We start from the raw sequence: 24,911 nt of genomic DNA on the forward strand, positions 1-24,911 counted from the left end.
TATATAAAGGGTTTCAAGTACTGCAGATTATTGCAAAAAAACAGAAGTACTAAAAAAAGAATTGAAATGGAACTTATCTGTAACCGCCTATAAGGCGGTTGATCTCTTCGCTTCCCACAATGCCGATGATCCTGTTCTCATCATCGACAACTGGAAGGGCTGATATACTGTTCAGTTCCATCTTCTTGGCAGCACTCTCGATATCCTCATTCCCTTTTACAGTGAGGACATCCTTTGTCATTATACCTTCAAGGGTCTTGCATTTAAGTGCAACTGCCTTTGAAATATCCCATGATGTAACTATTCCTGTCAGTTCATCACTATCGCTTACTACCGGCAGGTGTGTTATTCCCTTCTCGAACATCACTTGAGCAGTTTCCTCGATACTGATGCCCTTTCTGATAGAGACGATGTCAGTGTTCATAACATCGGACACTATTGTATGTGAAAGGAAGTTCCCTATCATGTAACTGAGCTGTCCTGATTCCAGCAGGAAAGCATCGTGTCCGTAATTAGATTCTATTTCCCTGTATGTCACATCAACGTCATTGGCACTCAAAGCGGAAACGACTTCTTTTGACTGGTAAGGTGGATACAGCCAGTCGGAACTGACAGCAATTATGAGGAATTTCGCTTTTGCATCTTTGAGTCCTTCGATAAGTGATCCATCTTTTGCAAGGTCAAAATAATCCAGTGCCTTGGTTATGTACAGGTAGGAATTAGCATCGAAACGCTTTGTGAAAGACTGGCCCTGATAGTGCAAGTAGCTTTCAACCTCGAAATCGAACCCAAGGTCGTAGTCATATTTTTCCTTATCCTGCAGTCGTCTTCCGAACTTCTGGTGCATTGAAGCATCGCTAAGATATGTTATGTGTCCTATCATCCTCGCAAGAGCAAGTCCGTGAGTTGGTGCATGTCCATCGTAATAGTTCCCATCGTTCCACTTAGGGTCGGAAAGGATGGCGATCCTTGCAACCTCATTGAATGCTATCTGCTGAGGAGATGAACGTCCTGTAGTGGCAATAGCTATTGCTTTTGTCACCTGTTCCGGATATGTGGCCGCCCACTGGAGTACCTGTACTCCTCCCATGGACCCTCCAATGACAGCAAACAGTTTCGAGATCCCAAGATGCTCAACAAGGTCTTTCTGTACTTTCACCATATCTTTTATGGTGATGAACGGGAAATTCTTACCGTATTGTTTTCCGGTGTCAGGGTCGATGGAAGAGGGTCCTGTTGAACCCTTACATCCCCCAAGGACATTGGAACAGATAATGAAGTATCTGTCCGTATCAATGGTCTTGCCAGGTCCGATGAGTGTATCCCACCATCCCGGCTTGCTTTCACCTTTATGAAGACCTGCTGCATGTGCATCTCCTGTGAGTGCATGGCAGATCAGGATAGCATTGCTCTTCTCAGGATTCAGCTTGCCATAGGTTTCGTAGGCTATCTGAACATCCTTGAGCTTTGCACCACTTTCCAGTACAAGGTCATGATCAAGGTTGAAGGTCAGGGTCTCAACGATACCTATGTTCTCTTTTTTCATGCTTCCTGTGCCTTCTTCAAAGCCTGGTCGATGTCTGCTATGATATCTTCTGCATCTTCAAGTCCTACTGACACTCTGATGAAATCATCAGTAACACCTGTGGACTTTCTTTCTTCCACTGTAAGTTGCTGATGTGTGGTCGAGGCCGGATGGATCACAAGTGTCTTTGCATCACCGATATTAGCCAGGTGCGAAAGCAGTTCAACGCTGTCGATGAACTTCTTTCCTGCTTCAAGACCGCCTTTAATTCCAAATCCAAGGATGGCTCCGTATTTACCGTTCAGGTATTTCGTCGCAAGCTCATGACTTGGATGATCTTTAAGTCCGGGATAGTTCACCCATTCCACAGCAGGATGGCTGTCCAGGAACTCTGCTACCTTGAGTGCATTGCTGCTGTGTCTCTCCACCCTCAGTGGAAGTGTTTCAAGTCCCTGCAGGAACAGGAAAGCATTGAAAGGACTCAGTGCAGGCCCAAGGTCACGAAGGAGGTGTACCCTCATCTTGATTATGAATGCGATGTTGCCTACTCCAGGGAAATCACCGAATGTTTCCCAGTATTTGAGGCCATGATAACCTGGATCAGGTTCTGTGAGCCCCGGGAACTTCCCGTTGTCCCAGTTGAACTTACCAGAATCTACGATAAGTCCTCCGATGGATGTTCCGTGTCCTCCAAGGAACTTGGTGGCAGAGAGCACAACAATATCAGCTCCAAGATCGATCGGCTTTACTATACCAATTCCTACTGTATTGTCAACTATGAGCGGTATCCCTGCTTCATGTGCTATCTTCGAGATCTCCTCAAGGTTTGGTACATCAAGTTTCGGGTTTCCGATTATCTCTGCATATATCGCCTTTGTTTTTGGTGTGATCGCTTTTTTGAACTCTTCTGGTTTAGTTGAGTCAACAAAGACAACCTTCCTTGCAAGATTCGGGAATGTATTATTGAATAACTGGTATGTTCCTCCATAGAGGTTGTCGGCAGCGACGATCTCGTCCCCGGTACCTGTCACGCCTAACGTTGCAAGAGTGATAGCGGACATTCCGGAAGAAACAGCAAGTGCAGCGATGCCTCCTTCGACGGCAGCAACCCTCTTCTCAAGTACGTCAGTTGTAGGGTTCATGAGCCTTGTATAGATGTTACCGAATTCCTTCAGTCCGAAGAGATTGGCTGCATGTTCTGCGTCCTTGAATGTGTATGATGCTGTCTGGTAGATCGGTACTGCACGTGACCCTGTTACAGGGTCCGGCTCCTGCCCTGCATGTAATGCAAGGGTATTGGGTCCATATTTCTTCTCGTCCATGTTGTTTCCTCTTGTATCTTTTGTCACGCTCACATCGTGATATTACCTAATTGTCTTTTCATTATATATAGTTTCGCATAATTCACAAAGTGAATATTACTTGCAGTTATTATTATGATTTATTGCTTCAGGTGATATTGCACAACCTCCGGTACTCGATGAACGTTTTTAATGATCACAGTAATGGATACTGCCCGATCAATGGTCTAAGGATCGTACATGCAGTGAGAACTGCATATGCTCATTCCTTTTTTTGTAAAGAATAACTACTCAAGAAGCATTTTCAGGAATGACTCATCTCTGGCCACTGGGCACTCAAGGACCTTTGCATTTGTATTGAGTTCCAGGATCATCTTCCTGACATCTGCAATATGCTCTTTCTTATCGAGCTCTATCATATCGATACAGATGATCTCTGCACCTTCAAGTTGCTTCCTGGCATATTCGATAAGCTGGTCTGAACTTGTTTCGGCTTCAGTTGAATTCACAACTACTATTGCAGGAAGTAGTTCTGTATCGGGAAGTGCCATTCTTTCAAGGTCTGCCTTGAGCTTATGCGGAAGCACGGTCTCTTCGGTCTCAATGAATACTGTATCAGGGGAGGATTCTTCCTGCAACATCAGCAGATTGCTTCTGATATCAGTATCAAGGGAGCATGGTATACAGACACTGTTAACCTCTTTTGTACTGATGCCAAGGTCAGAGAGCGTCTTTTCATCATAATCTACTTCTCCTGTCTCCTGCACAATAACACCTATCTTCTCCCCATTGGAAGTAAGGTACTTTGCAAGATCGAGTATCAATGTTGTTTTACCGCTATCTGTTGGTCCGCCTATGATGCTTACTTTCATATTCGACATCCTCTTACATTATTAAGTATGAGAATTCCCACATAACACACTTAATTATTATTTTCTCTCTGTACCTATATATCGTTACCTCTGCCAAGGGGGGATATCGGTATTCTGAATGTGAACTTGCTGCCTTTATCAGTTTCACTTTCGACCCAGATGGTCCCGTTCTGCATTTTCAGATATTCCTTTACTAGCACCAGTCCAAGGCCTGCACCGCCAAATCTTCGTGTATTGGATCCATCCACCTGTACGAAAGGGTCGAATATCCTTTCCCTGTCCTTTTCAGCGATCCCTATTCCGGTATCGGTAACAGATACCTGTATGTCATCATCCCGTATTCCCGCCTCAATACTTACAGTTCCATTCTTTGGGGTAAATTTCAGGGCGTTCTCTACAAGATTATACAATATCTCTCTGAACTTGTCTACATCGGCTGTTATCTCTGCTATTTCATCGTGAACATGTACGTTGACAGTTATCCTCTTCTTTCTGGCCAGTAGTCGTGTTCCATCGACAACCTTCTCAATGATCTTCCCTGGTTCAAAGGAAGTGAATCTAAGTCCCATACCATCTGATTCTATCTGTGCCAGATCAAGCATATTGTTTATCAGGTTCAACAATTTGTATCCTGCGTTGTTGATTATCTGGATGTACTTTCTCTGTTCGGTTGTAAGGTCTCCGATATTCAGATCGATAAGGACATCGGAATAACCAATTACAGAGTTCAATGGGGTTCTCAGTTCATGGTTCATGTTTGCAAGCAATTCATTTTTACAGCGGTTTGCATCCTCAGCTGCTATCCTTGCAAGTAGCATCTGTTCCTCTGTACGCTTCCTTTCGGTTATATCCACAAGTGTTCCAATAGCCCTGTTATTTCCTTTATTGTCACTGAATGTTGCTCCCTTTGCCTGTATCCATATCCAGTCACCTGACTTTGAGCTCATCCTGATCTCAAAGTTGAATGGATCGCCTTTCTTTACAGATCCGATGATCTTAGGCATTATTTCCTTCCTGTCATCGGGGTGCATGATCTCTTCCCATTTTTCAAGGGACATGGGGAATTCATTGTCTTCATACCCAAGCATCTTGTAAGATATTGAACTAAAGTAGAATTCATTATTTTCAAGGTCCCAATCCCAGAATCCATGCTCAGCCACGGTCATTGCAAGCTCAAGTCTTTCCTCACTGTCTTTCATGGCTTTTTCTGCGACCACATTCTTGGTTATGTCTCTGGTAGTTCCATGTAATGCGATGGGATTTCCGCTATCATCGGTCAGTACTTTCCCGATGATCTCTACAGGGACCTTCTCTCCATTTTTGTTCAATGCCTCTGCCTGGAAACGGATCCCTGGAAAATCTGCAGGTTTCTCTATTCCCATCTGTATATATCCCATCATCCTGTTGATGTCATCTTCCTCAAAATGGTCAACTAGTCTGGACCCGATCCATTCTTCAGGTGTGAACCCAAGCATTGGGTATATCGCAGGGTTAACATAGGTGAATACAAGGTCAATGTCCATCATCCATATGCAATCAAGTGTATTCTCAGCAAGCAGTCGGTATAGCTCTTCACTTTTCTTCATTGCTTTTTCAGCTATTTTTCTCTCAGTTATGTCGATAAGTGAGCTCATGTATGCTATTGGTTCATTTTCTTTATTTCTGATGATGCTTGTTGAAAGCCAGATCGGGAAGGTGCTGCCATCCTTTCTTTTGGCCAGCATCTCAGCCTTGAAACCATGCTGAGGTGCCATTTCCAGTATCTCTCTTCTGTTGCTTTCAGCATCAAAGAAGTCCTCTGGTCTCATGCCAAGGACTTCTTCTTTTTTATCGAATCCCCACATCTTCAGGACAGCCTTGTTCACATAATATATCCTGCCATCCCGGTCCACCAGAGCAATGCCATCAACACTGCATTCTATGGCCTGATCTTTGATCTTCAGTTCTTCCTCTACCTTTATGGCTTTGCTAATATCAAGGGTGTATCCTACCATCCCGGCTGGTCTATTGGTCCTGTCCCTGACAACCCATAAAGAAAGCGAACCAATGAATGTTTTCCCGTCCTTGCGTTTCAAACGTACTTTTTTATGCAGCTGCTCGTTGGTTATCAGAGGACTGATTATTTCATCATTGAGCATCTGGAGGTCGCTGTCAAGATAAACAATTGATATGTGCTGGCCCAAAGCTTCCCTTGCATTGTAACCGAATATCTTTTCAGCTCCGTTGTTCCAGCTTGTGATGATACCTTCCATGTCTGTAGAAATGACTGAATATGGGGACTGCTCTATTATCTGGGAAAGGAACCGAAGTGAGTCGAACGTTTGCTTGTTCTCTAAAAGTGTATCTCTTTTCTTAACAGCCTCTTTTATGGCAAAAGGTAGCCGATTTATGCGTTCCTTTAATATGTAGTCACTTGCTCCGGCTTTCATAGCATCTGTTATGATCTCTTCGTTGGCCGCTCCTGTAAGTATCAAAAAAGGGACAGTAGCATCATATGTCAGCGTTATTTCCAGAGCTCTCATGCCATCAAATTCAGGTAGTATATAATCTGAGATGACAATGTCTGGCTTGAAGTCATATAATCCTCTCAGGAATTCATCTTCTGTCTCAGCAAGATACGATTCAAAAGTGATGCCACTACTTTGTATCTTCCTTTTTGCCAGTTCCAGGTCTTCTGGCATATCCTCTATGAACAGTATTTTCAATACCTGGTCTTGCATCATCATGTCTACCCTTCAAGGCGAACCACTCATGATCACCTTCAACTCCCACTTTCTACAGTTCTACATTAATTTGCAGTTAATGGACAACCCACTACAATTGTCACTGCCTGATGGTCTGAAGTAGAAACTGTTACTCTTTATATTATGATGTGTTCCTATTAAATAAACTTACAGGTGTTCATCTTATTGATGAGGAACAAAAATAAGACCGTATAAGACCATAGGGCTTGGCAAGATCATCTTCCTTCGATGTGTTATTTCCTGCAGGAAAGGGATATATCAGTCGATCAGGACCTATGTCCTGATCTCCTGCTCAAGTTTCTTCATCTCTTTTATTTCCCTTATCCTTCTAAGGATGACCTCGCCGAGGAATATGATAAGGGCAGCCAGCAGGAAGTAGATCTTCTGGCTGACACTGTCGCGTACAAGCTTCTCGGAATTACCCTGTGCTTCTTCCAAAAGGTTATTCCTTGCCTGGTTCACTGTATATGTGCTTCCACCATATGCCTTGATGAGTGATGGAAGTTCCTCGTTAAGTCCGACGTCACGGTATTCAAGTGCATAGTTCACTGCAACAGGATAACCGGAGAGGTCATGTATACCAATTGACCCGGGATCGATGACAGCTTCATAGACATTTGTTCCGGTGAGTGAAAGATCGACCTCATCATCATCCAGTTTCAGTGTAGGGATACCTTCGTCATACATTGTGAGCTCGATCGTCACAGGGGTTCCATACCATGTGTCCTCTGCTTCGACAACAGCACCTGTCTCCTCTCTTGGATTGCCGATCACCCAGTTAACAGTGGATGATATGAGCTTTGAATTGTTGCCGGAATACATCTGTGTGGCCCACATATTATCTCCACCCTGTCCGTTATCGGTTGTAAAGGCTGCTACTCTTCCAAGACCGTATCTCCATGTTGTGAGGACCGGTTTTCCTGTACTTGTGATGATGAGTCTGTCGGCTCCGGCTTTTGGAGTAACGTCATTATATCCTGTGATGCTGCCTTCAACATCAATGTTCTTTGTGATGAAATGCCTGGTATTGTATTCGATGAGCGGGAAGGTTCCAGCTTCAGTTTCTTCTTCCTCCTCACTTGCAGGTTCAAGGTCTTCGAATTGTATATTTGCCCTTTCTTCCTGATCAATGTGGAAGTAGACTCCTCCTACCTCATCCATCAATGTTTCTGCATAGAACTTAGCATAGTCATCTGTCTGTGATGGTGCACTTGACCTGATATGCACATAATAGAGATTAACTCCCCTGTCCACAATATCCTGTGCGATCTCAAGGCTGTCATCATATGATTGTTCAATACCACCATCTGAAATGATGATTATTTCAAGTTCTCCTGATTCACCTTCCAGCCATTCCTCAGCTATTGCAAGACCCTGATCGAGTGATGTTTCACTTGTAGATCCTGGTGTAAGTGTCTGGATACTATCTTCCAGCATTTCAAGATTGGAAGCTGTTCCAAGGAAAAGAAGTCCTCCTGAAACATCCATTCCTTCACTTCCAAAGGCAATGACTCCGAGGTATGCATCTCTGAGATCATCATTGTTCAATATGAAAAGGGCATTCCCAAGTATATCATCAAGTGTCTGATGGGCAGAAGTACTCTGTGAGATGTCCAGAACGAGTACAATGTTCCTGCCTCCACTCCAGTCTGTTGGCGTTGAGACCACGGGCAGGATCTCCTCAATAGGTGAATCAAGATAGTCACCAAAATTGTATGAGCCATCTCCACCGACTACAACGATTCCTCTTCCATCGTTGAGATAGTCCTTTAGTTCCTGTACTTCATCCTCTGTGAATGAGTTGGCATGAGTGTTGTCAATGACTATTGCCTTCTTGTCATCTATATTATTGAGCTCTCCTGAAGATGATACATCGTAGAGGTTAAAAAGTATGTCCCCGAGTGGTGAATCTGTATCAAGACCTATAGTACGTATGTCCGATTTTGGAATTGTATAGATGGACTTGTAGAACACATTGTTGATATCATCTACATCAGAGCTTGATGGTGTTATAACTGCTTTAAGTGTGTGTGCTCCAAGCTTAGAGAATGTTACCTGTGGTACGATTATCCTCTTCTCACGTTCTGTCTGTGTGACCCTTCCACTTCTGATGAGTGTATCATCACTGTAAAGTTCGTAGCTGTATGAGACTTCCTCTTCGATCGCCTGTGAAACCACTATCTCGTACTGGTTCTCATTCTTGTATGTGACAGTCTTGTCACCTTCTATCTGCACGCTCAGGTCATTCTCCTCAAGGTCTGGCTGTACAAGATAGACGGTTGTACCAGTTTCTTGTGCGAATTGAAGAGCGTCTTCAAGTTCCTCTCCTGAATTGCTGTTACCATCTGTGACAAGCACTATCTGGTTCTCGCCAGTGGAATATTGTACGATGGCATCTCCCAGTGCAGTGCTCTCTCCGGTGATCTTCACAAGTGATGTAGGTGTCTTGGATGTCAGTGCTTCGTACAGTTCAGCTGATGTCTCGTTCTCGAACAGCTCCATACTGTCGGTCTCGTCCGAGATTATCACAAGGTCCGGGTTGTCATCGCTTGTGACCCTTGGTACTAGTGTGAAAGGTGAGGCCAGAGCTATTACAAGAAGTACCGCAACAAGTATGCGTGAAATTATAAGTCCTTTCCTTGCCCCTTTTTTCATGAGGAAGAGGCCTGCAATTATCACAGGTATGATAAGTACAAGCATTTCGATGTTCTCGAACTGTACCATCAGAGCTCACCTCTCTTCTTTATTATAAGCAGTTCAAGTATCACCAGTGCGAAAACAATGATTATCATGTAAGTATCCAGATAGTTCTTTGCTGTGTAGGAGCTTGCACGTACGATGCTTGGTTCATTGTCTGCCTGTGCACGTTCTATGACATCATCTCCTTCAAGGCTGGTATCAGATTCCTTGTCATTGTACAGGTTCACAGCTATCTCCTTTCCAGCTACCTGATAGACACCGCTCTGGTCATAAAGTACACGACTCACGGTCTCTGTACCGGAAGGCGTTGTAATATCCTGTTCTTTTGCAAGTGCTGAGATAGTTCCTGTCTTGAGATTATATTCCTGTACACTGCCAGTACCGCCGAGCCAGCCTGCAAGCTTGAACCAGAATACAGGATACTCAGGTAAGTTGTGGAAATTGTTCCATGCATCTTCTCCTGTGAGGTCATTGATGCCGAAGTACACAACCGTGCCGTCACCAACTGAACCATAGACCAGGATCGGTACATCTTCTTCAGTAGCTACAAGGGTAGTTGAGTCTATCCTGCCGGTCACGTTGAGGTACTGATACATGGCAACCTCTTCGTACTTTATATCCTCACTGAGCCTTGTTTCCTGTACTACTTCAAGGGTAATGCCGTCTTCTGCTTCTTCAACTGCTAGTGGTCTGACAGGAAGCAGTTCCTGTAGCTCTGTCTGAGCATTTTCAGATGATAGTGCTTCACTGGCAATGAATACAGCTCTTCCGCCACTGTTCAGATAGTTGCTGAGGGTCGTTATTTCATTGCTTGCAAGTGACCTTTCCTTGTTGGCAATTACAATTATACTATAATCAGACAGGTCATCAGGTATCCCTTCAAGTTGTTTGAGATCGATATTAGGTATGAGTGAAAGTGCCACCTGTGATGGCAGTTTGTCGGTATCTGTTACATAGAGCAACTGCCTGTCAGATATTCTTGGGATGGATATGTAGGCGATGTTATCTGCCGAAAGGCTGTCATCATCAGTTAGCCTTACTTCGGTAATTCCAGTTCCAAGATTCTCAAGCTTAAGTTGCTTTGTGGATCTTGCAGGAATAGTAAGAGAAACCGTATTCGTCTTACCGCTATCAAGGTTCTCTATCTCCAGATCTACTATCTGTCTGCTGTTGTAATAGTTCTTGACAACTCCTGTGTATGTATAACTGCCATCTACAGCTTCGATACTACCTTGAATGAATCCTACATTGTCAGCATCGTCGCCAACGAGGACGAACTGTACCGTAAGGCCATATGATTCTGCAAGTTTCAGAGCATTTACCGGATCATCTCCGTTCCAGCTGGCAAAGTCAGAGATAACTATAAGATTGCCACCCTCGTCAGAAAGCATTCGCATTCCTGCTGAAACAGCACTTGATATATCTGCTACTGTTGCCTTTGCTTCCAGCGACTCCAATGCATTGTAGGCAGCTTCCGAACCTTCACCTTCAAGCACCGTTACTGGTGTGCTTTCTGCAAGGATTATACTGTTCTTTTTGCTGACGTAGTCTTCTGCCTTTGATATTGCATCGTCGAACCTGTCATTGGTCTGCATACTTGCAGATGAATCTATTATAAGTACGGTGTGCTCTCCACTGAGTGCTTCCTGTGTATCGAGATATGGTGCTGCTACAGCAAGTGCAAGGAGTATCAGCACAAGTAGCTGTATCAGGAAAAGTGGGTCCTTGATAAGTTTTGTAATGGATGTGTAGAAACGTTTCTTCTCTTCCTTGATGTCAAGAAGGAACATAAGTGAAGGTACCTGCACCTGAAGTGGTTTTGGTCTGAGCAGGTATAATATTATAAGTGGGATAATGCTTGCAAGGGCTGCAAGTGCAAGAGGTGTCTCGAAAGGCATTTACCATTTCCTCCTGCTGATGGTGTGGAAGAAAGCATCGAATATCGGGATGTCAGTTGTGAACGTGTAGAACTCAGCACCAACCTTGCTGCAGGTGTCACTGATATGGTTGATATGTTCCTCAAGCTTCTCCTGATATTGACTTTTGAGATCTTCGCTGATGTATGTGTCCAGCTTAATGCCGGATTCAAGGTCGATAAGCCTGCTGTGGCCATGTATCGCAAGTGAGCTTTCTGTTTTGTCAAGTACCTGTACAAGTATCAGGTCATGGTCTGCAAAACGATAGATGGCTGATTCTATCTCCTTGGGGTCCTGAAGGAAGTCTGAAACAATAATTACAAGTGAACGTGAGTGTATGGCCTTCCCATAGACAACGGTACATTCGTTGATCTCTGTCTTCCCGCCAACCTTTGCGGTCTCAAGTCTCTCAATGGTGTTGAGGAGGTATTTCCTTCCTCTTCTTGGCTTTGTGATATCGACTTCCTCTGAGAATGTAGATATGGCGAACTTATCATTGTCCTTGGTAACAAGATAGGCAAAACCGGCTGCAAGCATTGTTGCATACTCGAACTTGCTGGGGTCCTTTCCACCAGTATAATCCATACTCTTACTGGAATCCAGAAGTATATGTGTCGTCAGGGACTTGTCTTCCTCGAACTGACGGACATAGAGTTTCTCAGACCTTGCATATGCTTTCCAGTCGATGGACCTGAGCTCATCTCCCTGGTTATATGTTCTGTAGCCTATGGTGTCCAGTCCTTTTCCACTATGGATGGAGCGTCTGCTACCAGCGTATGCAGTTGATACTCTTTTCCTTACCATAAAGGTAAAACGATCAAGCTGTCTGAAGAATTCAACATCGATGTTATGTCTCTTGTCGCTCATTGCAAGTGCCCTGCTTGAGTTACCTGGCAAATATGCCAATTTATTTTATCTTCTCAAGTATGCTCTTAATTACCTGGTCGGTGCTTGCTCCCCTTCTTTCTGCTTCGAAGGTAAGCACGACCCTGTGCCTGAGCACCGGATATGCCATTGCATCGATATCTTCTGCACTGACAAAATTACGTCCCTGTATCAATGCACGTGCCTTTGCTGCAAGAATAAGTCCGATAGAAGCTCTTGGAGATGCACCGTATTCGATGTATTCGCTCTTGATACGTGTTGACATGACTATCTGTATTGCCCTGTTCCTTATGTCATCGGCAACAGGTACGTCCCTTGTAAGTCTCTGAAGGTCAAGTAGTGTATTCTTATTGACCACCTTGCCGACTGTAGGCATTATGGACTTAGTATAACGGTTAACGATCTCGATCTCGTCCTCATAGCTAGGGTAGTCTACCAGGATCTTGAGCAGGAACCTGTCAAGCTGTGCCTCAGGGAGTGGGAATGTTCCTTCCATCTCGATCGGGTTCTGGGTTGCAAGGATGAAGAACGGCTGTTCAAGGATGAAAGTGTCGTTACCGACAGTGATCTGTTTCTCCTGCATAGCTTCAAGTAATGCTGACTGTGTCTTTGGTGAAGCACGGTTTATCTCATCAGCAAGTACTATGTTGGCAAATATTGGTCCCGGCTCGAACTTGAACTCCTTATGTCCGTTACTTTCCTCTATTATATGTGTTCCTGTGATATCTGCAGGCATAAGGTCAGGTGTACACTGTATCCTGCTGAAGTTCAGGTCCATTGATTTTGATATGGTGGATATTGTAAGTGTCTTTCCAAGACCAGGGTTACTTTCTACCAGTGCATGTCCGTTACAGAGTATCGAAATGATTATCTGTTCCACTGAATCTTTCTGGCCGACTACTACTTTTCCGATCTCATTGAAAAGTGATGCGAACATATCGCCAGCCATTTTGTATGTTTGGGACAGGTCTCTTGAATTAAGGTCGCTAGCCATCTATTATCTCCTTTATCTTTGTCCTGTGAATGTAATTGATGAATGTGAATTATATATTTTCATGATCTAGTTGTTAGCCATTTCCTCGAAATAGGACTTGATCACGCTTTCATAGCCTTCAGGCAATTCTTCGTAATATGATTGTGATGAGATTATACTTATCTCATAAGCTGAGGATCGTTCAAAATCCGTATCCTCTTCTTCGGCATCTTCCTGGTTACTGAATCCGATCCCGCTTCCGGCCGGAAGTGTCAGGTCCACTTCGGTCCCTTCGACCACAATGATCGCCGTTTCACCTGTCAGGTTCTCTGTACCTGTATTTCCTGCTTCGTTCTCTTCATCATCCAATACAACGAAGTCATCCGGATTTTCATTATCATTGCCGGCAAGGTCATTGATAACATCTGCAAGATCATCAGGAGTGAATCCAGTGGTGCGGACATCATTATCAACAACATAGACCAGCGTTGCGCTGGAAACAAGTATGATAATAAGTCCGAAAATAACTTTTCCTTTAACAAGAAGTGCAGATGAAGCAACCTGTTTTACTTTAAGGGACACTGAGTCGAGCAGGTCACTGACTATCAGGTTCTCAGTGGTAGCATTATCATAAGCTGTTCTGAGCTTTTCATGCAGTTCCGGATATTTTTCCTCAATAAGGAACAATGCTCTTTTCCTGTCATCACGTAAGTGTCTCAGGAATGTTATTATTATAGATACAAAAGATGCGATAAGTGTCAGTGCAACGGTCTCAAAAGCAATGTTCATTCCCAGTATGTCATATGATGTACCTGCCTTTACCTCAAAATTGCTCAGGTACTGGAATATCTGGTCCACACCGATATAGAACAACAACAGATACAGAATGATAGCCGTTCCTACAAGATCGAGAAGTTTGTAGATCCTGCGGTAACGCTTAAGTGCTGCTTCCTGTTTTTTTACGAAATCCCTTACATCCATGGTGGCACCGCTTGTACTATTCTTTAAGGTATTTTCCAAAGCTTCTAATTCGACTCACAATGGGAGTCGAATTCAGGGTATGAACCCAGCATTTTTAACATCCCGACTTGCGGCTCAATATTATATATAGCATCTTTTATAATTGCATCGCTTATATTTCCTTCGAAGTCGATGTAGAACACATAATCCCCAAGTACCTTCTTCGAAGGTCTTGATTCTATTCTTGTAAGATTGATATTGCTCTTTGCGAACTCGCCCAGTATGGAATAAAGTGCACCGGGACGGTCACGGTCGAGATATACTATAATAGAGGTCTTATAGGCAATATCCGGATCATCACTTTTTAGTTTGTCTTTAAGTTCGTCATCATCGAGCTTTGTGATAACAACAAACCGAGTGTGGTTATGCTTGCGGTCCTGTATATCAGGCATTACAATATTAAGACCATAAACCTCTGCAGTATCAGGTGAAGCAATAGCAGCCATCTCCTCGAATTCGGTGGAAAGCTTCGCTGCATGGGATGTGCTTCCAGTTGTCCTGAGCTCAGCATCCGGGAAATGTTCCTTCAGGGAATGGCGACACTGACCGATACCCTGTGGATGAGAAAGTATGATCTTTATGTCCTCTTTCTTTCCTCTGGAAAGCAGACAATGTTCAATTGTGACAACGGTCTCTCCTATAATATGTGCTTCTCCTTCCATCAGCATATCCATGGTGACCCCTACCGATCCCTCGATAGAATTCTCCATAGGGACCACACCGATGTCGCATCCCCCATCTTCCAGCAGGAAGAAGACATCCTGTATGTCTGCACAATATTCAAGAACTGCCTCATTCTCCAGTTCCTTCTTTTCTATCCATTGCCTTGCAGCTTTCTCAGTATAGGTTCCTTTAGGGCCAAGTACACCAATTATCATTCTGTTCCCCAATAACTGTAAATTAAAAAAATCTTTTCATCCCTGGACTTCAAGTGCTTTCTCTATCTTTTTCTCAATATCACTATGCCTGTTGTTCAATAGTGTAATATTCTTCTCAGCATCGAGCAGTGTTTTGATATAAACATCATCCTTTTCATCAGGAAGGGATGTGATATCAGGAAGGTTCTTCAGCTCCTGTATCTCGGGTTTGATCTCATCTTCTTTGAGAGCCAGGATGGCAAGTTGTTCTTTGAGCTCATTACGTTTGCTCTCATCGACTATGCTCTTGATATTTTCTTCCATGGTCTTCCTGCGTGATGAGAGTGAGTCTGACGTCTTGTATATCCTGTCAAGCATCTGTGCCATGATCGCTTTATCGAATATTATCTCCTCGGTCTTTACCTCCGGTTCAGGTTCCTTCCTGTCCTTGTCCTCGAATATATCCTTTGGTGGCATGCATACGTAGTCCTCGCTGAACACTCTCTGGTTCATATATGTCGGCGAGACTATCTCTATATCGGAATCATGAAGTGAATCAATGACCTTCTTCTTGAAGTCAGAACGTGCCGTTATGATACCTTCTATGTCTTTGAGCAAGCCTCCGACCTTGTAACTAATGGAGAAATCCCCGAGCTTTTCAACGTGAACAAAAGGATTCTCTAAGCCTGCTTTTTCTGCTGCCTGTAGTAAACTTTTCTCGATATCCTTGCGGGATACATTGTAACCCAGAGAAACGCTTGTAGTTATGATGGTCCCTGATGACCTGATGGTCTTGAGGGGTTTTGATACAAGCGTCAGGTTAGGTATTGTAATAAGGTCCCTGTCAACGGACTGTATCTGCGTGTGCAGGAAATATATCTCAGTGACCCTTCCAAAGGTACTATCCGTCTTAATAAAATCCCCAACCTTGAAAGGATGTATCAGACGAAGCATGATCCCTGCCATTGCATTTGCCACAAAAGTTGTGGATGAGAATGCGATAATAGCACCGATAACTATACTGACAAAAGTGAGTACAAGGTTCTTATCTTCAACATCGATAGGCAGGGTGAAGACAATAAAAAGTATTCCTATAACGAAAATAGCAACGAAGATTAACTGCTGTATTATTCTCTCTCTTGCAAAAAGGTTCCTCTTCCTGAACAGGAAATCAAATAAAAGCACCAGCAAGAGAGTGATCACCAATGATATCATGCTTGGTATGAATAGCTCTATGTCCATGTCTTCTCTCCTGTTATCTTCCCGGATACTTACTAAATAATGATAATCTCATAATATATATAATGTGGATCAGATGTGATCTCTCTGAGCAAAGACTGATAATTATCTGATCAGTACATCTGTTTGTCACTCTTCTCAGACCATTCCCTGAGAAGTTCGAGACATTTTTCCCTGTCCGTATTGATCAGCTCAAGTTCCACTTCCTTTTCTTCTCCACGGATATATCTGTAAAACAGACTGTCATCAAAACCAATATCTGCCACATCATCTTTGTCAGATCCATAATACACGGTCCTGATGCGTGCCCAGTAGATGGCTGCAAGGCACATTGGACATGGCTGTGAGCTTGTGTAGATAACACAATCTGAAAGGTCGAACCTCTCCAGAGTAGCAGATGCTTCCCTGATGGCAAGTATCTCTGCATGGGCTGTCGGGTCGTTGGTTCTCAGTACTTCATTGTGTGTTCTTGATAGTATCTTCCCATCTTTCACCACAATTGCTCCGAAAGGTCCTCCGTGGTTATGCCTCATTCCCTTGCGTGCTTCATCGATAGCCATTTCCATGAAGTTGTTCATGGACAATATCATTGTCTATTTGTTTTTAAGTGCAGTGGTATCATTCATTGAAAATGGCACATATGCAGGATATGAAGCTTTATCTCTGCTTTATACGTCTACAGATCAAATTATGAGCTTTTGATGTGATTTTAAAACTTTGAACAACTTGTATTCATAATTAAAGCTTTATTATCACTTTTTAATTGTAAGTATCTTTATATTTGCAGTTTCGAATCTGGGAAGTGTGAAGATCACATGGACGATACCACCAACCAACGTTACCACCACAAACCATCATCACCGTACCACCATACATGTCGTACACCAACATGTGATCTCACTTTTATTCATATCATAAACTGATCAATATCCGCAATTACAGGAAACAGAAAAGAAATAGCATAAAAAAAGGAGTTGGAAAAATGAAGAAAAATACACTCAATTATATAGTGGACCTCCCACTATTGGCACAGTCTGTCATAGTAAGCGTTACAGGAGTTGTCCTGATGTATGGAAGCCATGGAACAAGTTTCCTTGGATTTGACAGCAGGGAGTTACTCCACATGCATGAACAGATAGGTATCCTGATGGTTGCTTTCTCACTTATACATGTAGTATTGCACTGGAAGTGGATGGCATGCACAACAAAGAACTTCCTTACAGGTAAGAGCGTTTCATCTGCAACCAGTAAGAACGGATCATTTGTACAATGTGAAGTAGCAACTCCGGTTGAAGACTAAATTTACCAATTAACCTTTTAATGTATTCAGGTCGATGTCTGGTCTTCCAGACATCCTAATTCTATTTTTCAGGGTACCATAAAGCTATTTATCCCTTAGTGCGTTTTTCTGTATAATATAGAGGTAGAACAATGCAGCTAAAAGTACAGCCTATTGATATCAAGGTCGGCAAATACAAAGTGGTTCTGAATACCATCGATGCCAAGGAACTTGGAGTGAATGAAGGAGACAGGGTCAGGATAAAGGATCACACCATCCTCACGGCGATTGTTGATTTTACAGAGGATATGATAGCTCCGGGAATGGTAGGACTGTATCATGAAGTTCAGGAACAGCTTCAGAAGGAATGGACCGAGACTGTGGAGGTCGAGCCTGCAGATAAACCGAAGTCTGCCCGAATCATCAGGAAAGTGATGGATGGTCATAAGCTGGAGAGGGATGAGGTATATGAGCTTGTGAAGGACATAGTTGAGGAGAATCTCAATGACATCGAACTTGCTGCTTTCCTCACTGCTACTTATATTAAAGACATGACCGAAGATGAGACCGAATGGCTCACCAAGGCAATGATCGAGACCGGTGAACGTATAGAGTTCAGCACCTCACCTATCATGGACAAGCATTCGATCGGTGGTGTTCCTGGTAACAAGATCTCACTTCTTATTGTTCCTATCGTCGCAGCCAATGGTCTTCTCATCCCTAAGACAAGTTCCCGTGCTATAACCGGTGCAGGAGGTACCGCAGATCTCATGGAGATCCTTGCTCCTGTGGAATTCACAGCTAAGCAGATAAAAGAGATGACCGAGAAGGTCGGTGGAGTAATAGTATGGGGAGGTGCAACGAATATCGCACCTGCTGATGATAAGCTAATAAGGATAGAGTATCCTCTTTCTATCGACCCTCACTGCCAGTTGTTGGCATCCATTCTTGCTAAAAAGGGTGCTGTAGGTGCCCAGAAGGTTGTAATGGACCTTCCTACAGGCGCAGGTACGAAATTACCGGATGTAAAGTCCGCAAGAAAACTCGCCAGGGATCTCATAAGTCTTGGAGAACGCCTTGGAATGGATGTGGATTGTGCTCTTACCTATGGTGCATCTCCGGTAGGAAGGACAGTTGGTCCTGCACTTGAGGTCATAGAGGCTCTTAAGGTCCTTGAAACAATGGAAGGCCCTAACAGTCTTATTGAGAAGAGTGCTGTCCTTGCTGGTATGCTGCTTGAGATGGGCGGAGCGGCTGCAAAAGGACAGGGACGTGAACTTGCCCTTGAAACATTGAAGAACGGCAAGGCTCTGGCAAAGTTCAAGGAGATCATAGAGATACAGGGTGGCAATCCCAATGTGACCCATAAGGACATTCCAGTGGGTCAGTTCACAGCAGAACTTACTGCACCGACCAATGGTTATATTCTTGAGTTCCACAACAAACGTATCGTGCAGATCGCAAGGCTTGCAGGTGCACCAAATGATAAGGGTGCAGGTGTCAGGATACACAAAAAGCGTGGTGAATCCGTTGAAGAAGGTAAACCTGTCCTGACCATCTATGCTGAGAAGGAAGAAAAGCTTGCAGAAGCTATCAAGAATGCAAGGGAAGATATACCAATAGTCGTGGAAGGTATGCTTCTTGAGAAGGTAGCTGACATAACCGAAGTCTGATCGATATGCCAAAAGAGATAGTAATTCTAAGACTTGGTCATCGTCCTCAGAGGGATAAGAGGATAACCACTCATGTGGGTCTGACCGCCAGGGCCTTTGGTGCAAAGGGTATGCTCCTTGCATCGGAGGACCAGAAACTTGCTGACAACATAGCCGACGTTTCAACGAGATGGGGAGGCAATTTCTATGTTGAGAATAACGTCAGCTGGAAAGCAGAGATAAATAAGTGGAAAGATGCTGGTGGAAAGGTCTGCCATCTGTCAATGTATGGCATCAACCTCCCTGATGCTGTCCCTGAAATAAAGGAATGCGAGAAGCTCATGGTTGTCGTAGGTGCTGAGAAAGTGCCTTTTGAGATCTATGAGATGGCCGACTGGAATGTTGCAGTAGGTAATCAGCCACATTCAGAGGTTGCTGCTGTTGCAGTAACGCTTGACAGGATAGCTGAGACCGACCATCTTCGCGATGAGTTCGAAGGCGGGGAATTGACAATAGTTCCTGAGAAATGTGGCAAGAAGGTCATTGATAACAGGTAAAGGTCAGTTTAAAATATTATTCTTCAGGGTCCCTTTTCACCGAGGGTCCCCTGTATATCCTTCTTCTTTCATAGTCACCATAACCACGATGTTTTGGATCCTCTCTTCTCTTCAGATGCTTTTCGAACAATTCCTCAAGCTCATCCTCATCGATCTCTTCATCGCTTAGCTTGTTATGTTCTTCTTTTTCTGCTGGCATACTGATCAGTTCTATCAAAGAGTTCTTATGAGTGGGTCATGGTCGATGAATTCAACATCAAGCTTAAGCTTTTCAGCAAGTACAGGACACAGTTCTTCCATTCCTGGATTCTCTGTAGCATAGTGCGTTGCATCCACCAGCAACATATCACTATAGGAACGTATTATATCATGTTTTATTTCTGATGAGATGTAGGCATCTGCTCCATATTCTCTTGCTGTTTCAATGTACTCTGACCTGAAACCGCTTCCTCCGAATACCATTACAGTGCTTATCTCTTCTTTATTCCCTGTGTATTGTATGTGTGTGTTCAGGCTTTTTGAGACATGATTGACAAATGTATCTTTAGAACACGGACTTATCTTCCCTATCCTTCCGATAGGTGTTTCCTGTATATCTGACAATCCTAATCTGTTGGCAAGGGCATCGTTGATCCCTCCTTTTGCCTTATCGAAGTTAGTGTGCATGGAGTACAATGAGATATCATTGTCAAGTGCTATCTTCAGGCTGTCTGCCAGTTTCCTGTCGATGCAATTGATCGAATGGAAAATAAGTGTGTGATGAGTTATAAGAAGGTCTGCATCTATCATAGCAGCTCTGTTCAATACATATTCAGTTGGGTCAAGTGCCACAGCTATCTTTTTGACATCATTCTGAAGATCAAGTGTAAGGCCTATCCTTCCAATATCGAATTCTTCTGCAAGCTCGGGAGGTGCTATCTCTTCAAGGACCGGGATGACGTCTTTCAAATGCATAAAAAATGGATAAATTCTAACCGATTTGAATCTGTCGGGAACATACTCTCGCGACGCATATTTATTAACTGACTATTATTTTATTTATGTGTATACAATCGAAGCATTCAAATAGGTGCACAGTATAATTATAAATGATTATTATATTATAGACGGTATTATTAAATAGTCGAGGATAGGTCATGAGGATAAAGACAGGTATAGAAGGTTTTGACGAACTGGTTCAGGGAGGTCTGCTTGCAGAGCGTGTATATCTGGTAAGTGGTCCGCCAGGCAGCGGCAAAACAACATTCTGTGTCCAGTATCTGGCCCATGGTGCGGCTCTTGGTGAAGTTGGACTTTATGTGACCTTACTTGAAAGTCCGCAGAATATCATCGATGACATGTCCAATTACTCGATGAACGTACTCACTCTCATCAAGATGAAAAAACTGCTTTTTGCAGACCTTGGTCCCAGAATGGAATACGGGTACATGGATGAGATGAGCGAGTACATAACTCCCGATTATGAGGTAGCTACATCTGCACCTGAACGCGAGGCCCCTTCTCCTTCAATGGTATTTCGGGAAATTGCTGCCTACGTTGCGGAATACAATGTCAAAAGGCTGGTCATCGATTCAGTATCTGCAATAAGGTTCACTACAAGAGATCTCTCCCTTCAGGAAAAGGAGATGAGTCGTTTTATAAGGAACCTCAAGAAGCTAGGATGCACTACTATATTGATATCAGAGATGACCGATCCAAGTGCTTACTCCACTGAACAATTCGCTGCGCATGGCGTGATCTTCATGCATAATTTCCTCTATGATAAGACCATGACCCGCGCATTGCAGGTTATCAAAATGAGGGGTACAAAACATGATTGTAACATGCGTGAAGTAGGTTTTAGTGAACAGGGACTTGTTGTCAGTGGCTTCCTTGAATGACGGTGTTCATCAATGGTAAGATTTTTCACAAAAAAGGAAGAGAAGACCCAGCTTACCGATGCCGAGGTTGCTGAGCTTACAAAGAATGCCTATGATCTTGGCTTCGAGGTAGGCTACCATAAGCATTCAGAACTTGGTTGGGTAAGTGAAAGATATTCTATGCTGGAGGATCTTGCTAAAGAGGCTGGATTTGGAACACTTGTCAAGGAGAAATATACAAAAGGTAAGGAAGAAGGGTTAAAGGCAAAAGAAAGGGATATGCATGCCGGTCTCTCGAAAAAAGAGGCTGAAAAAGAGCGAAATCAGGCTAAAGGTGAGTATGGAGCACTTGCATTATCTGGAGATAAGGAAAGGCTCATTGAATCTGGATATGGTAACTTCCTTAGCAATGAACACTCTGCCGGTATGATCCAGCGTCCTTCTTTGATGAACCTTCCGGATGCAACATCCAGGATAAAGGCAATTGATCGACCATCCCAGTTACAGGGATTTAAACCTCTCTTTCCTAAGAGCTAATATCTATTAATAATATAACTAAGTATGTCTGTGATGTCTATGTTCAAAAAAAATCTCTTTTATCTGTTATGCATCGTCTTTGTCATTCTTATCTTCAGTACTTCTGCATCTGCATATGATTTGGATGATATCGAGTGGAGTGATAGTAAAGCGACAAGTGGTACCCTTCATTGGGGTGGTACCCTCAAGTTGGATGATTACACTATAAAGGCAGAGGACTTTGATGAAGGAGGCTTTGTCAGCATAGGTATCTATCGAAATGGAGTTCTTGAGGATAAGTCTCCTGTTCAGTCAGGGAATGGCTTTGAGTTCCGTGATACAGAATATGGCGATGATATACGTATATTTATAAAATCTATGGACCTGAACATCGATGAATGGACAGGCAATATGGAAGATCCAACTGCCGTAGTGGAAGTATATGAAAGGGGTATACCTGAAATGGACATCACCATCGAGACCGAGGATGATGAGTATGATCCAAGAACGGTTGCATATCAATACATAGAAGCTACCATTGATATCCAGAATGAAGGCGATGCCAAGGCATTCGATATGGATGTGATCATCGATGCCGATGGAATGGAGCTTGCAGACGGGAAACTGAAATACAATTATGTTTCTGTAGATGAAGATGAAGTGCTTGATACCATAGATGTTAAGTTTGAGATCCCTCATTACTGGGAAGAGACAGATGTTGATCTTACAATAACAACACTGTCCGAGGATATCAATGGTGAGATCCTTGAGGATACTGAAACAAAGACCATTACAATAGAACCTGTCGTTGAACTTATGATCACCAAGACAGTTACTGAAGAGATATACATGGATGAAACGGCCCATGTTTCTGTCAGTATATGGAACAATGGTATCTATAGTCTAAGTTCTGTAAAGGTCAGTAATACAGTTACAGGCGATCTTGAGATGCAGGATAGTCAGGATAACGAAGTGACACTTTCCTTTAATTCAAAGGAAACTAAGGCCAAGATATTCGAGTATACTCTGAAGCCAACAAAGACCGGCAAGTTCACGATTCCTGCAGCAACTGCTACTTTTACTGCTCCTGATGGAGAAACATATACTTTTACGGCCGATAAGCCAACTATACAGATAAACGGTCCTGATATTGTTATCACTAAAACAGTAAGTCCGGAAACTATCAATATGGGTGATGAGGTGACTGTAAAGGTCACTGTTAAGAATCAGGGTAACAGGGACGCCAGCGTTGAAACAACTGAGACTATACCTGATGGTGTCACTTTTATCAGCGGTGATCTGACCTTTGATGATGTGGCTGCAGATGGGAAATCATATTCATACTCATACAAGATACAGATCGATGATGCAGGAGAACTGAAGCTTCCTGAAACGACTGCTACCTTCATAGATATGGAAGCTTATAAGGGTGAAAAGATATCGAACACTCCTGTGATAACAGTGGTAGATCCTAACGCAGTGGCAGAGGAAAGTTCATCATCAAGTAGCAGCAGCAGTTCCAGTACTTCTGATCAACAGAGTAGTAGTTCTACAAGTGATGTAAGTACTGAGACAGAATATGAGGATGACAGGGTCCAGCCGGGATTCGAAGCAAGCTTCATGATCATGGCACTTTTCGCAGTTTATTTTGTATCCAGACGCAGAGACAGGTAAGTACCCGATGTGGCAGAGAATATTCCTGTTCATAGGACTGACTGTGCTGTTCATGAGCTTCTGCATTGTGGCAGGTGCACAGTCAGATATTGAATGGCTTGATGCAGAGGAGTATACACTTTATTGGGGAGATGAGATCAACCATAGTGGTTATTTGATAACTGCATCTGATTTTTCTCCAGCCAAGGCATTTGATACTGAGAATGACTATGTGATGCTTTCAATAGAAAGTGTCTATGGGGATTCATGGGGAGCTATACTTGCCAATAATACGGGTGGGATATCTAACAATACGGTCCTTGATGACAGGCTGAATATAACAGCTGTTGAGATAATAACAGGCAATGATATCCCGTCACCCTATACTACTATAAGTGTGATGATATCGAATTCCACCGGTTCCTTACCAGAGATCGTATCCTGGATGGATGCTAATTTTGAGTTCGCTGATTCTAATAGTGCTGAGGTCTACATTGATGAAAGGGCTTATTTCTCAGTTGAAATGAAAAATCTTGGAAGTGATCCTTATGACAGTGTTTCGGTTATCAGGGAACTTCCTACTGAACTTGTGCTTGATCCGGATTCCGATCCAGCATGGAATGTCTCCCTTGACCCTTATGAGAAAAAGAAACTGGAATTTTCCATTAAGGCATTAAGACCAGGAACTTATGATATTACCGGGACCTTGATATCTGTCGAGCATAATGGAAGGATACATTCTACAATGCTGAACAATTCCACTCTGGAGGTTCATGGTCCTTACATAAATGTGAGTAAATCCCTTTCCAATAGAACTGTTGATCTCAATGGCTATGTGAATGTAACTATTGATATAGTGAATGAAGGGGACAGGGCAGCTCATGTTACAGTTTCTGATCAGTTACCTGTGGGTGCTGTTCTTCTAGAAGGGAATACAGGTATAAGTCGTGTACTTCAGGCGGAGGATAGTATCTCGCTGAGCTATTCAATGCGTATGGATAGGGCAGGAGATGTTGTTGTTCCTTCAGTTCAGGCAAAATTTGTTGATTCAAAGGAATATGAGGGGACAGTGCATTCCAAAAAGTTCCTCCTGCAGGTCCGGGACCCGAATGAAGAGATAACAGATATGTATGAAGAGGAGTACTCGGATGATCTCTATGATGAAACATCAGATGTATCCGATGTATCCGATGATACTGTCCCTGTTGAAGAGGCAGCTACTACCGAGGTCGAAGAGGACCATGGAAGATTACAGTTCCTCTATGATATCCTGAATTCGATAACAGAATTCCTGAGCAATACCAAAGACAAAATACTATGAATCTCATTGCATCAATTAAAACACAGATCATCATTCTATTTA

22 protein-coding genes are annotated in these 24,911 nt (G+C 43.2%); 8 read left to right on the forward strand and 14 right to left on the reverse strand.

Going from position 1 to position 24,911, the window contains the following annotated elements; all coding sequences use genetic code 11:
* Positions 1 to 73: 73 nt before the first annotated feature.
* The 12 genes from metX to BM008_RS02565 all read right to left on the reverse strand — a co-directional run bounded on the left by metX (position 74) and on the right by BM008_RS02565 (position 16,610).
* The gene (metX, locus tag BM008_RS02510) at positions 74 to 1,546 is read right to left on the reverse strand and encodes a homoserine O-acetyltransferase MetX (protein ID WP_091932731.1); all 1,473 of its coding nucleotides are present in this window, start codon (positions 1,544 to 1,546) and stop codon (positions 74 to 76) included.
* The gene (locus BM008_RS02515) at positions 1,543 to 2,847 is read right to left on the reverse strand and encodes an O-acetylhomoserine aminocarboxypropyltransferase/cysteine synthase family protein (protein ID WP_091932734.1); all 1,305 of its coding nucleotides are present in this window, start codon (positions 2,845 to 2,847) and stop codon (positions 1,543 to 1,545) included. The genes metX and BM008_RS02515 overlap by 4 nt, the downstream gene beginning before the upstream one ends.
* A gap of 266 nt (positions 2,848 to 3,113) precedes the next feature.
* A complete protein-coding gene (locus BM008_RS02520) occupies positions 3,114 to 3,698 on the reverse strand; it encodes a GTP-binding protein (RefSeq protein ID WP_177187931.1) in 585 nt (194 codons plus the stop codon).
* A gap of 74 nt (positions 3,699 to 3,772) precedes the next feature.
* The gene (locus BM008_RS02525; protein WP_091932739.1) at positions 3,773 to 6,424 is read right to left on the reverse strand and encodes a PAS domain S-box protein; all 2,652 of its coding nucleotides are present in this window, start codon (positions 6,422 to 6,424) and stop codon (positions 3,773 to 3,775) included.
* Positions 6,425 to 6,715: 291 nt separating this feature from the next.
* Positions 6,716 to 9,166 carry a VWA domain-containing protein gene (locus BM008_RS02530; RefSeq protein ID WP_177187932.1) on the reverse strand — a complete coding sequence of 817 codons (2,451 nt, stop codon included), beginning with the start codon at positions 9,164 to 9,166 and terminating at the stop codon, positions 6,716 to 6,718.
* Positions 9,166 to 11,040, reverse strand: coding sequence for a vWA domain-containing protein (locus BM008_RS02535; RefSeq protein ID WP_091932745.1), 1,875 nt, complete (start codon positions 11,038 to 11,040; stop codon positions 9,166 to 9,168). The genes BM008_RS02530 and BM008_RS02535 overlap by 1 nt, the downstream gene beginning before the upstream one ends.
* Positions 11,041 to 11,925 carry a DUF58 domain-containing protein gene (locus tag BM008_RS02540; RefSeq protein WP_091934118.1) on the reverse strand — a complete coding sequence of 295 codons (885 nt, stop codon included), beginning with the start codon at positions 11,923 to 11,925 and terminating at the stop codon, positions 11,041 to 11,043.
* Between the two features lie 40 nt (positions 11,926 to 11,965).
* Positions 11,966 to 12,937, reverse strand: a complete 972-nt coding sequence (locus tag BM008_RS02545; RefSeq protein WP_091932748.1) for an AAA family ATPase — start codon at positions 12,935 to 12,937, stop codon at positions 11,966 to 11,968.
* Between the two features lie 66 nt (positions 12,938 to 13,003).
* Positions 13,004 to 13,897 carry a DUF7502 family protein gene (locus tag BM008_RS02550; protein ID WP_091932751.1) on the reverse strand — a complete coding sequence of 298 codons (894 nt, stop codon included), beginning with the start codon at positions 13,895 to 13,897 and terminating at the stop codon, positions 13,004 to 13,006.
* Between the two features lie 44 nt (positions 13,898 to 13,941).
* Positions 13,942 to 14,814, reverse strand: coding sequence for a prephenate dehydratase (pheA, locus tag BM008_RS02555; protein ID WP_091932754.1), 873 nt, complete (start codon positions 14,812 to 14,814; stop codon positions 13,942 to 13,944).
* Positions 14,815 to 14,850: 36 nt separating this feature from the next.
* Entirely contained in the window at positions 14,851 to 16,035 is a 1,185-nt protein-coding gene (locus tag BM008_RS02560; protein ID WP_091932757.1) for a mechanosensitive ion channel family protein, read from the reverse strand.
* A gap of 110 nt (positions 16,036 to 16,145) precedes the next feature.
* Positions 16,146 to 16,610, reverse strand: a complete 465-nt coding sequence (locus BM008_RS02565) for a nucleoside deaminase (RefSeq protein ID WP_091932759.1) — start codon at positions 16,608 to 16,610, stop codon at positions 16,146 to 16,148.
* A gap of 404 nt (positions 16,611 to 17,014) precedes the next feature.
* On the opposite strand from BM008_RS02565, the gene BM008_RS02570 reads away from it, so the two are divergent.
* The 3 genes from BM008_RS02570 (at position 17,015) to BM008_RS02580 (ending at position 19,520) form a co-directional block, all read left to right on the forward strand.
* The gene (locus tag BM008_RS02570) at positions 17,015 to 17,332 is read left to right on the forward strand and encodes a DUF4405 domain-containing protein (RefSeq protein ID WP_091932763.1); all 318 of its coding nucleotides are present in this window, start codon (positions 17,015 to 17,017) and stop codon (positions 17,330 to 17,332) included.
* 131 nt (positions 17,333 to 17,463) lie between these two features.
* Complete coding sequence (locus BM008_RS02575; RefSeq protein ID WP_091932766.1) at positions 17,464 to 18,984, forward strand: AMP phosphorylase; 1,521 nt, start codon at positions 17,464 to 17,466, stop codon at positions 18,982 to 18,984.
* 5 nt (positions 18,985 to 18,989) lie between these two features.
* Positions 18,990 to 19,520, forward strand: coding sequence for a tRNA (cytidine(56)-2'-O)-methyltransferase (locus BM008_RS02580; RefSeq protein WP_091932769.1), 531 nt, complete (start codon positions 18,990 to 18,992; stop codon positions 19,518 to 19,520).
* Between the two features lie 16 nt (positions 19,521 to 19,536).
* On the opposite strand, the gene BM008_RS02585 is transcribed toward BM008_RS02580, so the two are convergent.
* Positions 19,537 to 19,719 carry a hypothetical protein gene (locus tag BM008_RS02585; RefSeq protein WP_091934121.1) on the reverse strand — a complete coding sequence of 61 codons (183 nt, stop codon included), beginning with the start codon at positions 19,717 to 19,719 and terminating at the stop codon, positions 19,537 to 19,539.
* A 14-nt stretch (positions 19,720 to 19,733) separates the two neighbouring features.
* Positions 19,734 to 20,438 (reverse strand): Nif3-like dinuclear metal center hexameric protein, encoded by a 705-nt coding sequence (locus BM008_RS02590; protein WP_394328910.1) that lies wholly within the window; start codon positions 20,436 to 20,438, stop codon positions 19,734 to 19,736.
* Between BM008_RS02590 and BM008_RS15300 the strand changes: the two genes are divergently transcribed.
* The 5 genes from BM008_RS15300 (at position 20,404) to BM008_RS02610 (ending at position 24,869) form a co-directional block, all read left to right on the forward strand.
* Positions 20,404 to 20,487, forward strand: coding sequence for a hypothetical protein (locus BM008_RS15300; protein WP_394328911.1), 84 nt, complete (start codon positions 20,404 to 20,406; stop codon positions 20,485 to 20,487). The two genes, BM008_RS02590 and BM008_RS15300, sit on opposite strands and share 35 nt — an antisense overlap.
* A gap of 169 nt (positions 20,488 to 20,656) precedes the next feature.
* Positions 20,657 to 21,400: an RAD55 family ATPase gene (locus tag BM008_RS02595; RefSeq protein ID WP_091932774.1), complete on the forward strand. Its 744-nt coding sequence runs from the start codon at positions 20,657 to 20,659 to the stop codon at positions 21,398 to 21,400.
* A 12-nt stretch (positions 21,401 to 21,412) separates the two neighbouring features.
* Positions 21,413 to 21,916 (forward strand): hypothetical protein, encoded by a 504-nt coding sequence (locus BM008_RS02600; protein ID WP_091932778.1) that lies wholly within the window; start codon positions 21,413 to 21,415, stop codon positions 21,914 to 21,916.
* Positions 21,917 to 21,955: 39 nt separating this feature from the next.
* Positions 21,956 to 23,569: a BatD family protein gene (locus BM008_RS02605; protein WP_177187933.1), complete on the forward strand. Its 1,614-nt coding sequence runs from the start codon at positions 21,956 to 21,958 to the stop codon at positions 23,567 to 23,569.
* A complete protein-coding gene (locus tag BM008_RS02610; protein WP_143072247.1) occupies positions 23,544 to 24,869 on the forward strand; it encodes a COG1470 family protein in 1,326 nt (441 codons plus the stop codon). Before BM008_RS02605 ends, BM008_RS02610 begins: the two co-directional genes overlap by 26 nt.
* Positions 24,870 to 24,911 lie beyond the last annotated feature (42 nt).

Source organism: Methanolobus profundi (assembly GCF_900114835.1).
Taxonomy (GTDB): Archaea; Halobacteriota; Methanosarcinia; order Methanosarcinales; family Methanosarcinaceae; genus Methanolobus; species Methanolobus profundi.

Excerpts from the sequence above, each read along its gene's own strand:
- BM008_RS02545 (WP_091932748.1), bottom strand. The coding sequence starts at position 12,937 with ATGGCTAGCGACCTTAATTCAAGAGACCTGTCCCAAACATACAAAATG.
- BM008_RS02540 (WP_091934118.1), bottom strand. The coding sequence starts at position 11,925 with ATGAGCGACAAGAGACATAACATCGATGTTGAATTCTTCAGACAGCTT.
- BM008_RS02595 (WP_091932774.1), top strand. The coding sequence starts at position 20,657 with ATGAGGATAAAGACAGGTATAGAAGGTTTTGACGAACTGGTTCAGGGA.
- pheA (WP_091932754.1), bottom strand. The coding sequence starts at position 14,814 with ATGATAATTGGTGTACTTGGCCCTAAAGGAACCTATACTGAGAAAGCT.
- BM008_RS02565 (WP_091932759.1), bottom strand. The coding sequence starts at position 16,610 with ATGAACAACTTCATGGAAATGGCTATCGATGAAGCACGCAAGGGAATG.
- BM008_RS02515 (WP_091932734.1), bottom strand. The coding sequence starts at position 2,847 with ATGGACGAGAAGAAATATGGACCCAATACCCTTGCATTACATGCAGGG.
- BM008_RS02560 (WP_091932757.1), bottom strand. The coding sequence starts at position 16,035 with ATGGACATAGAGCTATTCATACCAAGCATGATATCATTGGTGATCACT.
- BM008_RS02535 (WP_091932745.1), bottom strand. The coding sequence starts at position 11,040 with ATGCCTTTCGAGACACCTCTTGCACTTGCAGCCCTTGCAAGCATTATC.
- BM008_RS02550 (WP_091932751.1), bottom strand. The coding sequence starts at position 13,897 with ATGGATGTAAGGGATTTCGTAAAAAAACAGGAAGCAGCACTTAAGCGT.
- BM008_RS02580 (WP_091932769.1), top strand. The coding sequence starts at position 18,990 with ATGCCAAAAGAGATAGTAATTCTAAGACTTGGTCATCGTCCTCAGAGG.
- BM008_RS02530 (WP_177187932.1), bottom strand. The coding sequence starts at position 9,166 with ATGGTACAGTTCGAGAACATCGAAATGCTTGTACTTATCATACCTGTG.
- BM008_RS02575 (WP_091932766.1), top strand. The coding sequence starts at position 17,464 with ATGCAGCTAAAAGTACAGCCTATTGATATCAAGGTCGGCAAATACAAA.
- BM008_RS02600 (WP_091932778.1), top strand. The coding sequence starts at position 21,413 with ATGGTAAGATTTTTCACAAAAAAGGAAGAGAAGACCCAGCTTACCGAT.
- metX (WP_091932731.1), bottom strand. The coding sequence starts at position 1,546 with ATGAAAAAAGAGAACATAGGTATCGTTGAGACCCTGACCTTCAACCTT.
- BM008_RS02525 (WP_091932739.1), bottom strand. The coding sequence starts at position 6,424 with ATGATGATGCAAGACCAGGTATTGAAAATACTGTTCATAGAGGATATG.
- BM008_RS02570 (WP_091932763.1), top strand. The coding sequence starts at position 17,015 with ATGAAGAAAAATACACTCAATTATATAGTGGACCTCCCACTATTGGCA.
- BM008_RS02520 (WP_177187931.1), bottom strand. The coding sequence starts at position 3,698 with ATGAAAGTAAGCATCATAGGCGGACCAACAGATAGCGGTAAAACAACA.
- BM008_RS02585 (WP_091934121.1), bottom strand. The coding sequence starts at position 19,719 with ATGCCAGCAGAAAAAGAAGAACATAACAAGCTAAGCGATGAAGAGATC.
- BM008_RS02605 (WP_177187933.1), top strand. The coding sequence starts at position 21,956 with ATGTTCAAAAAAAATCTCTTTTATCTGTTATGCATCGTCTTTGTCATT.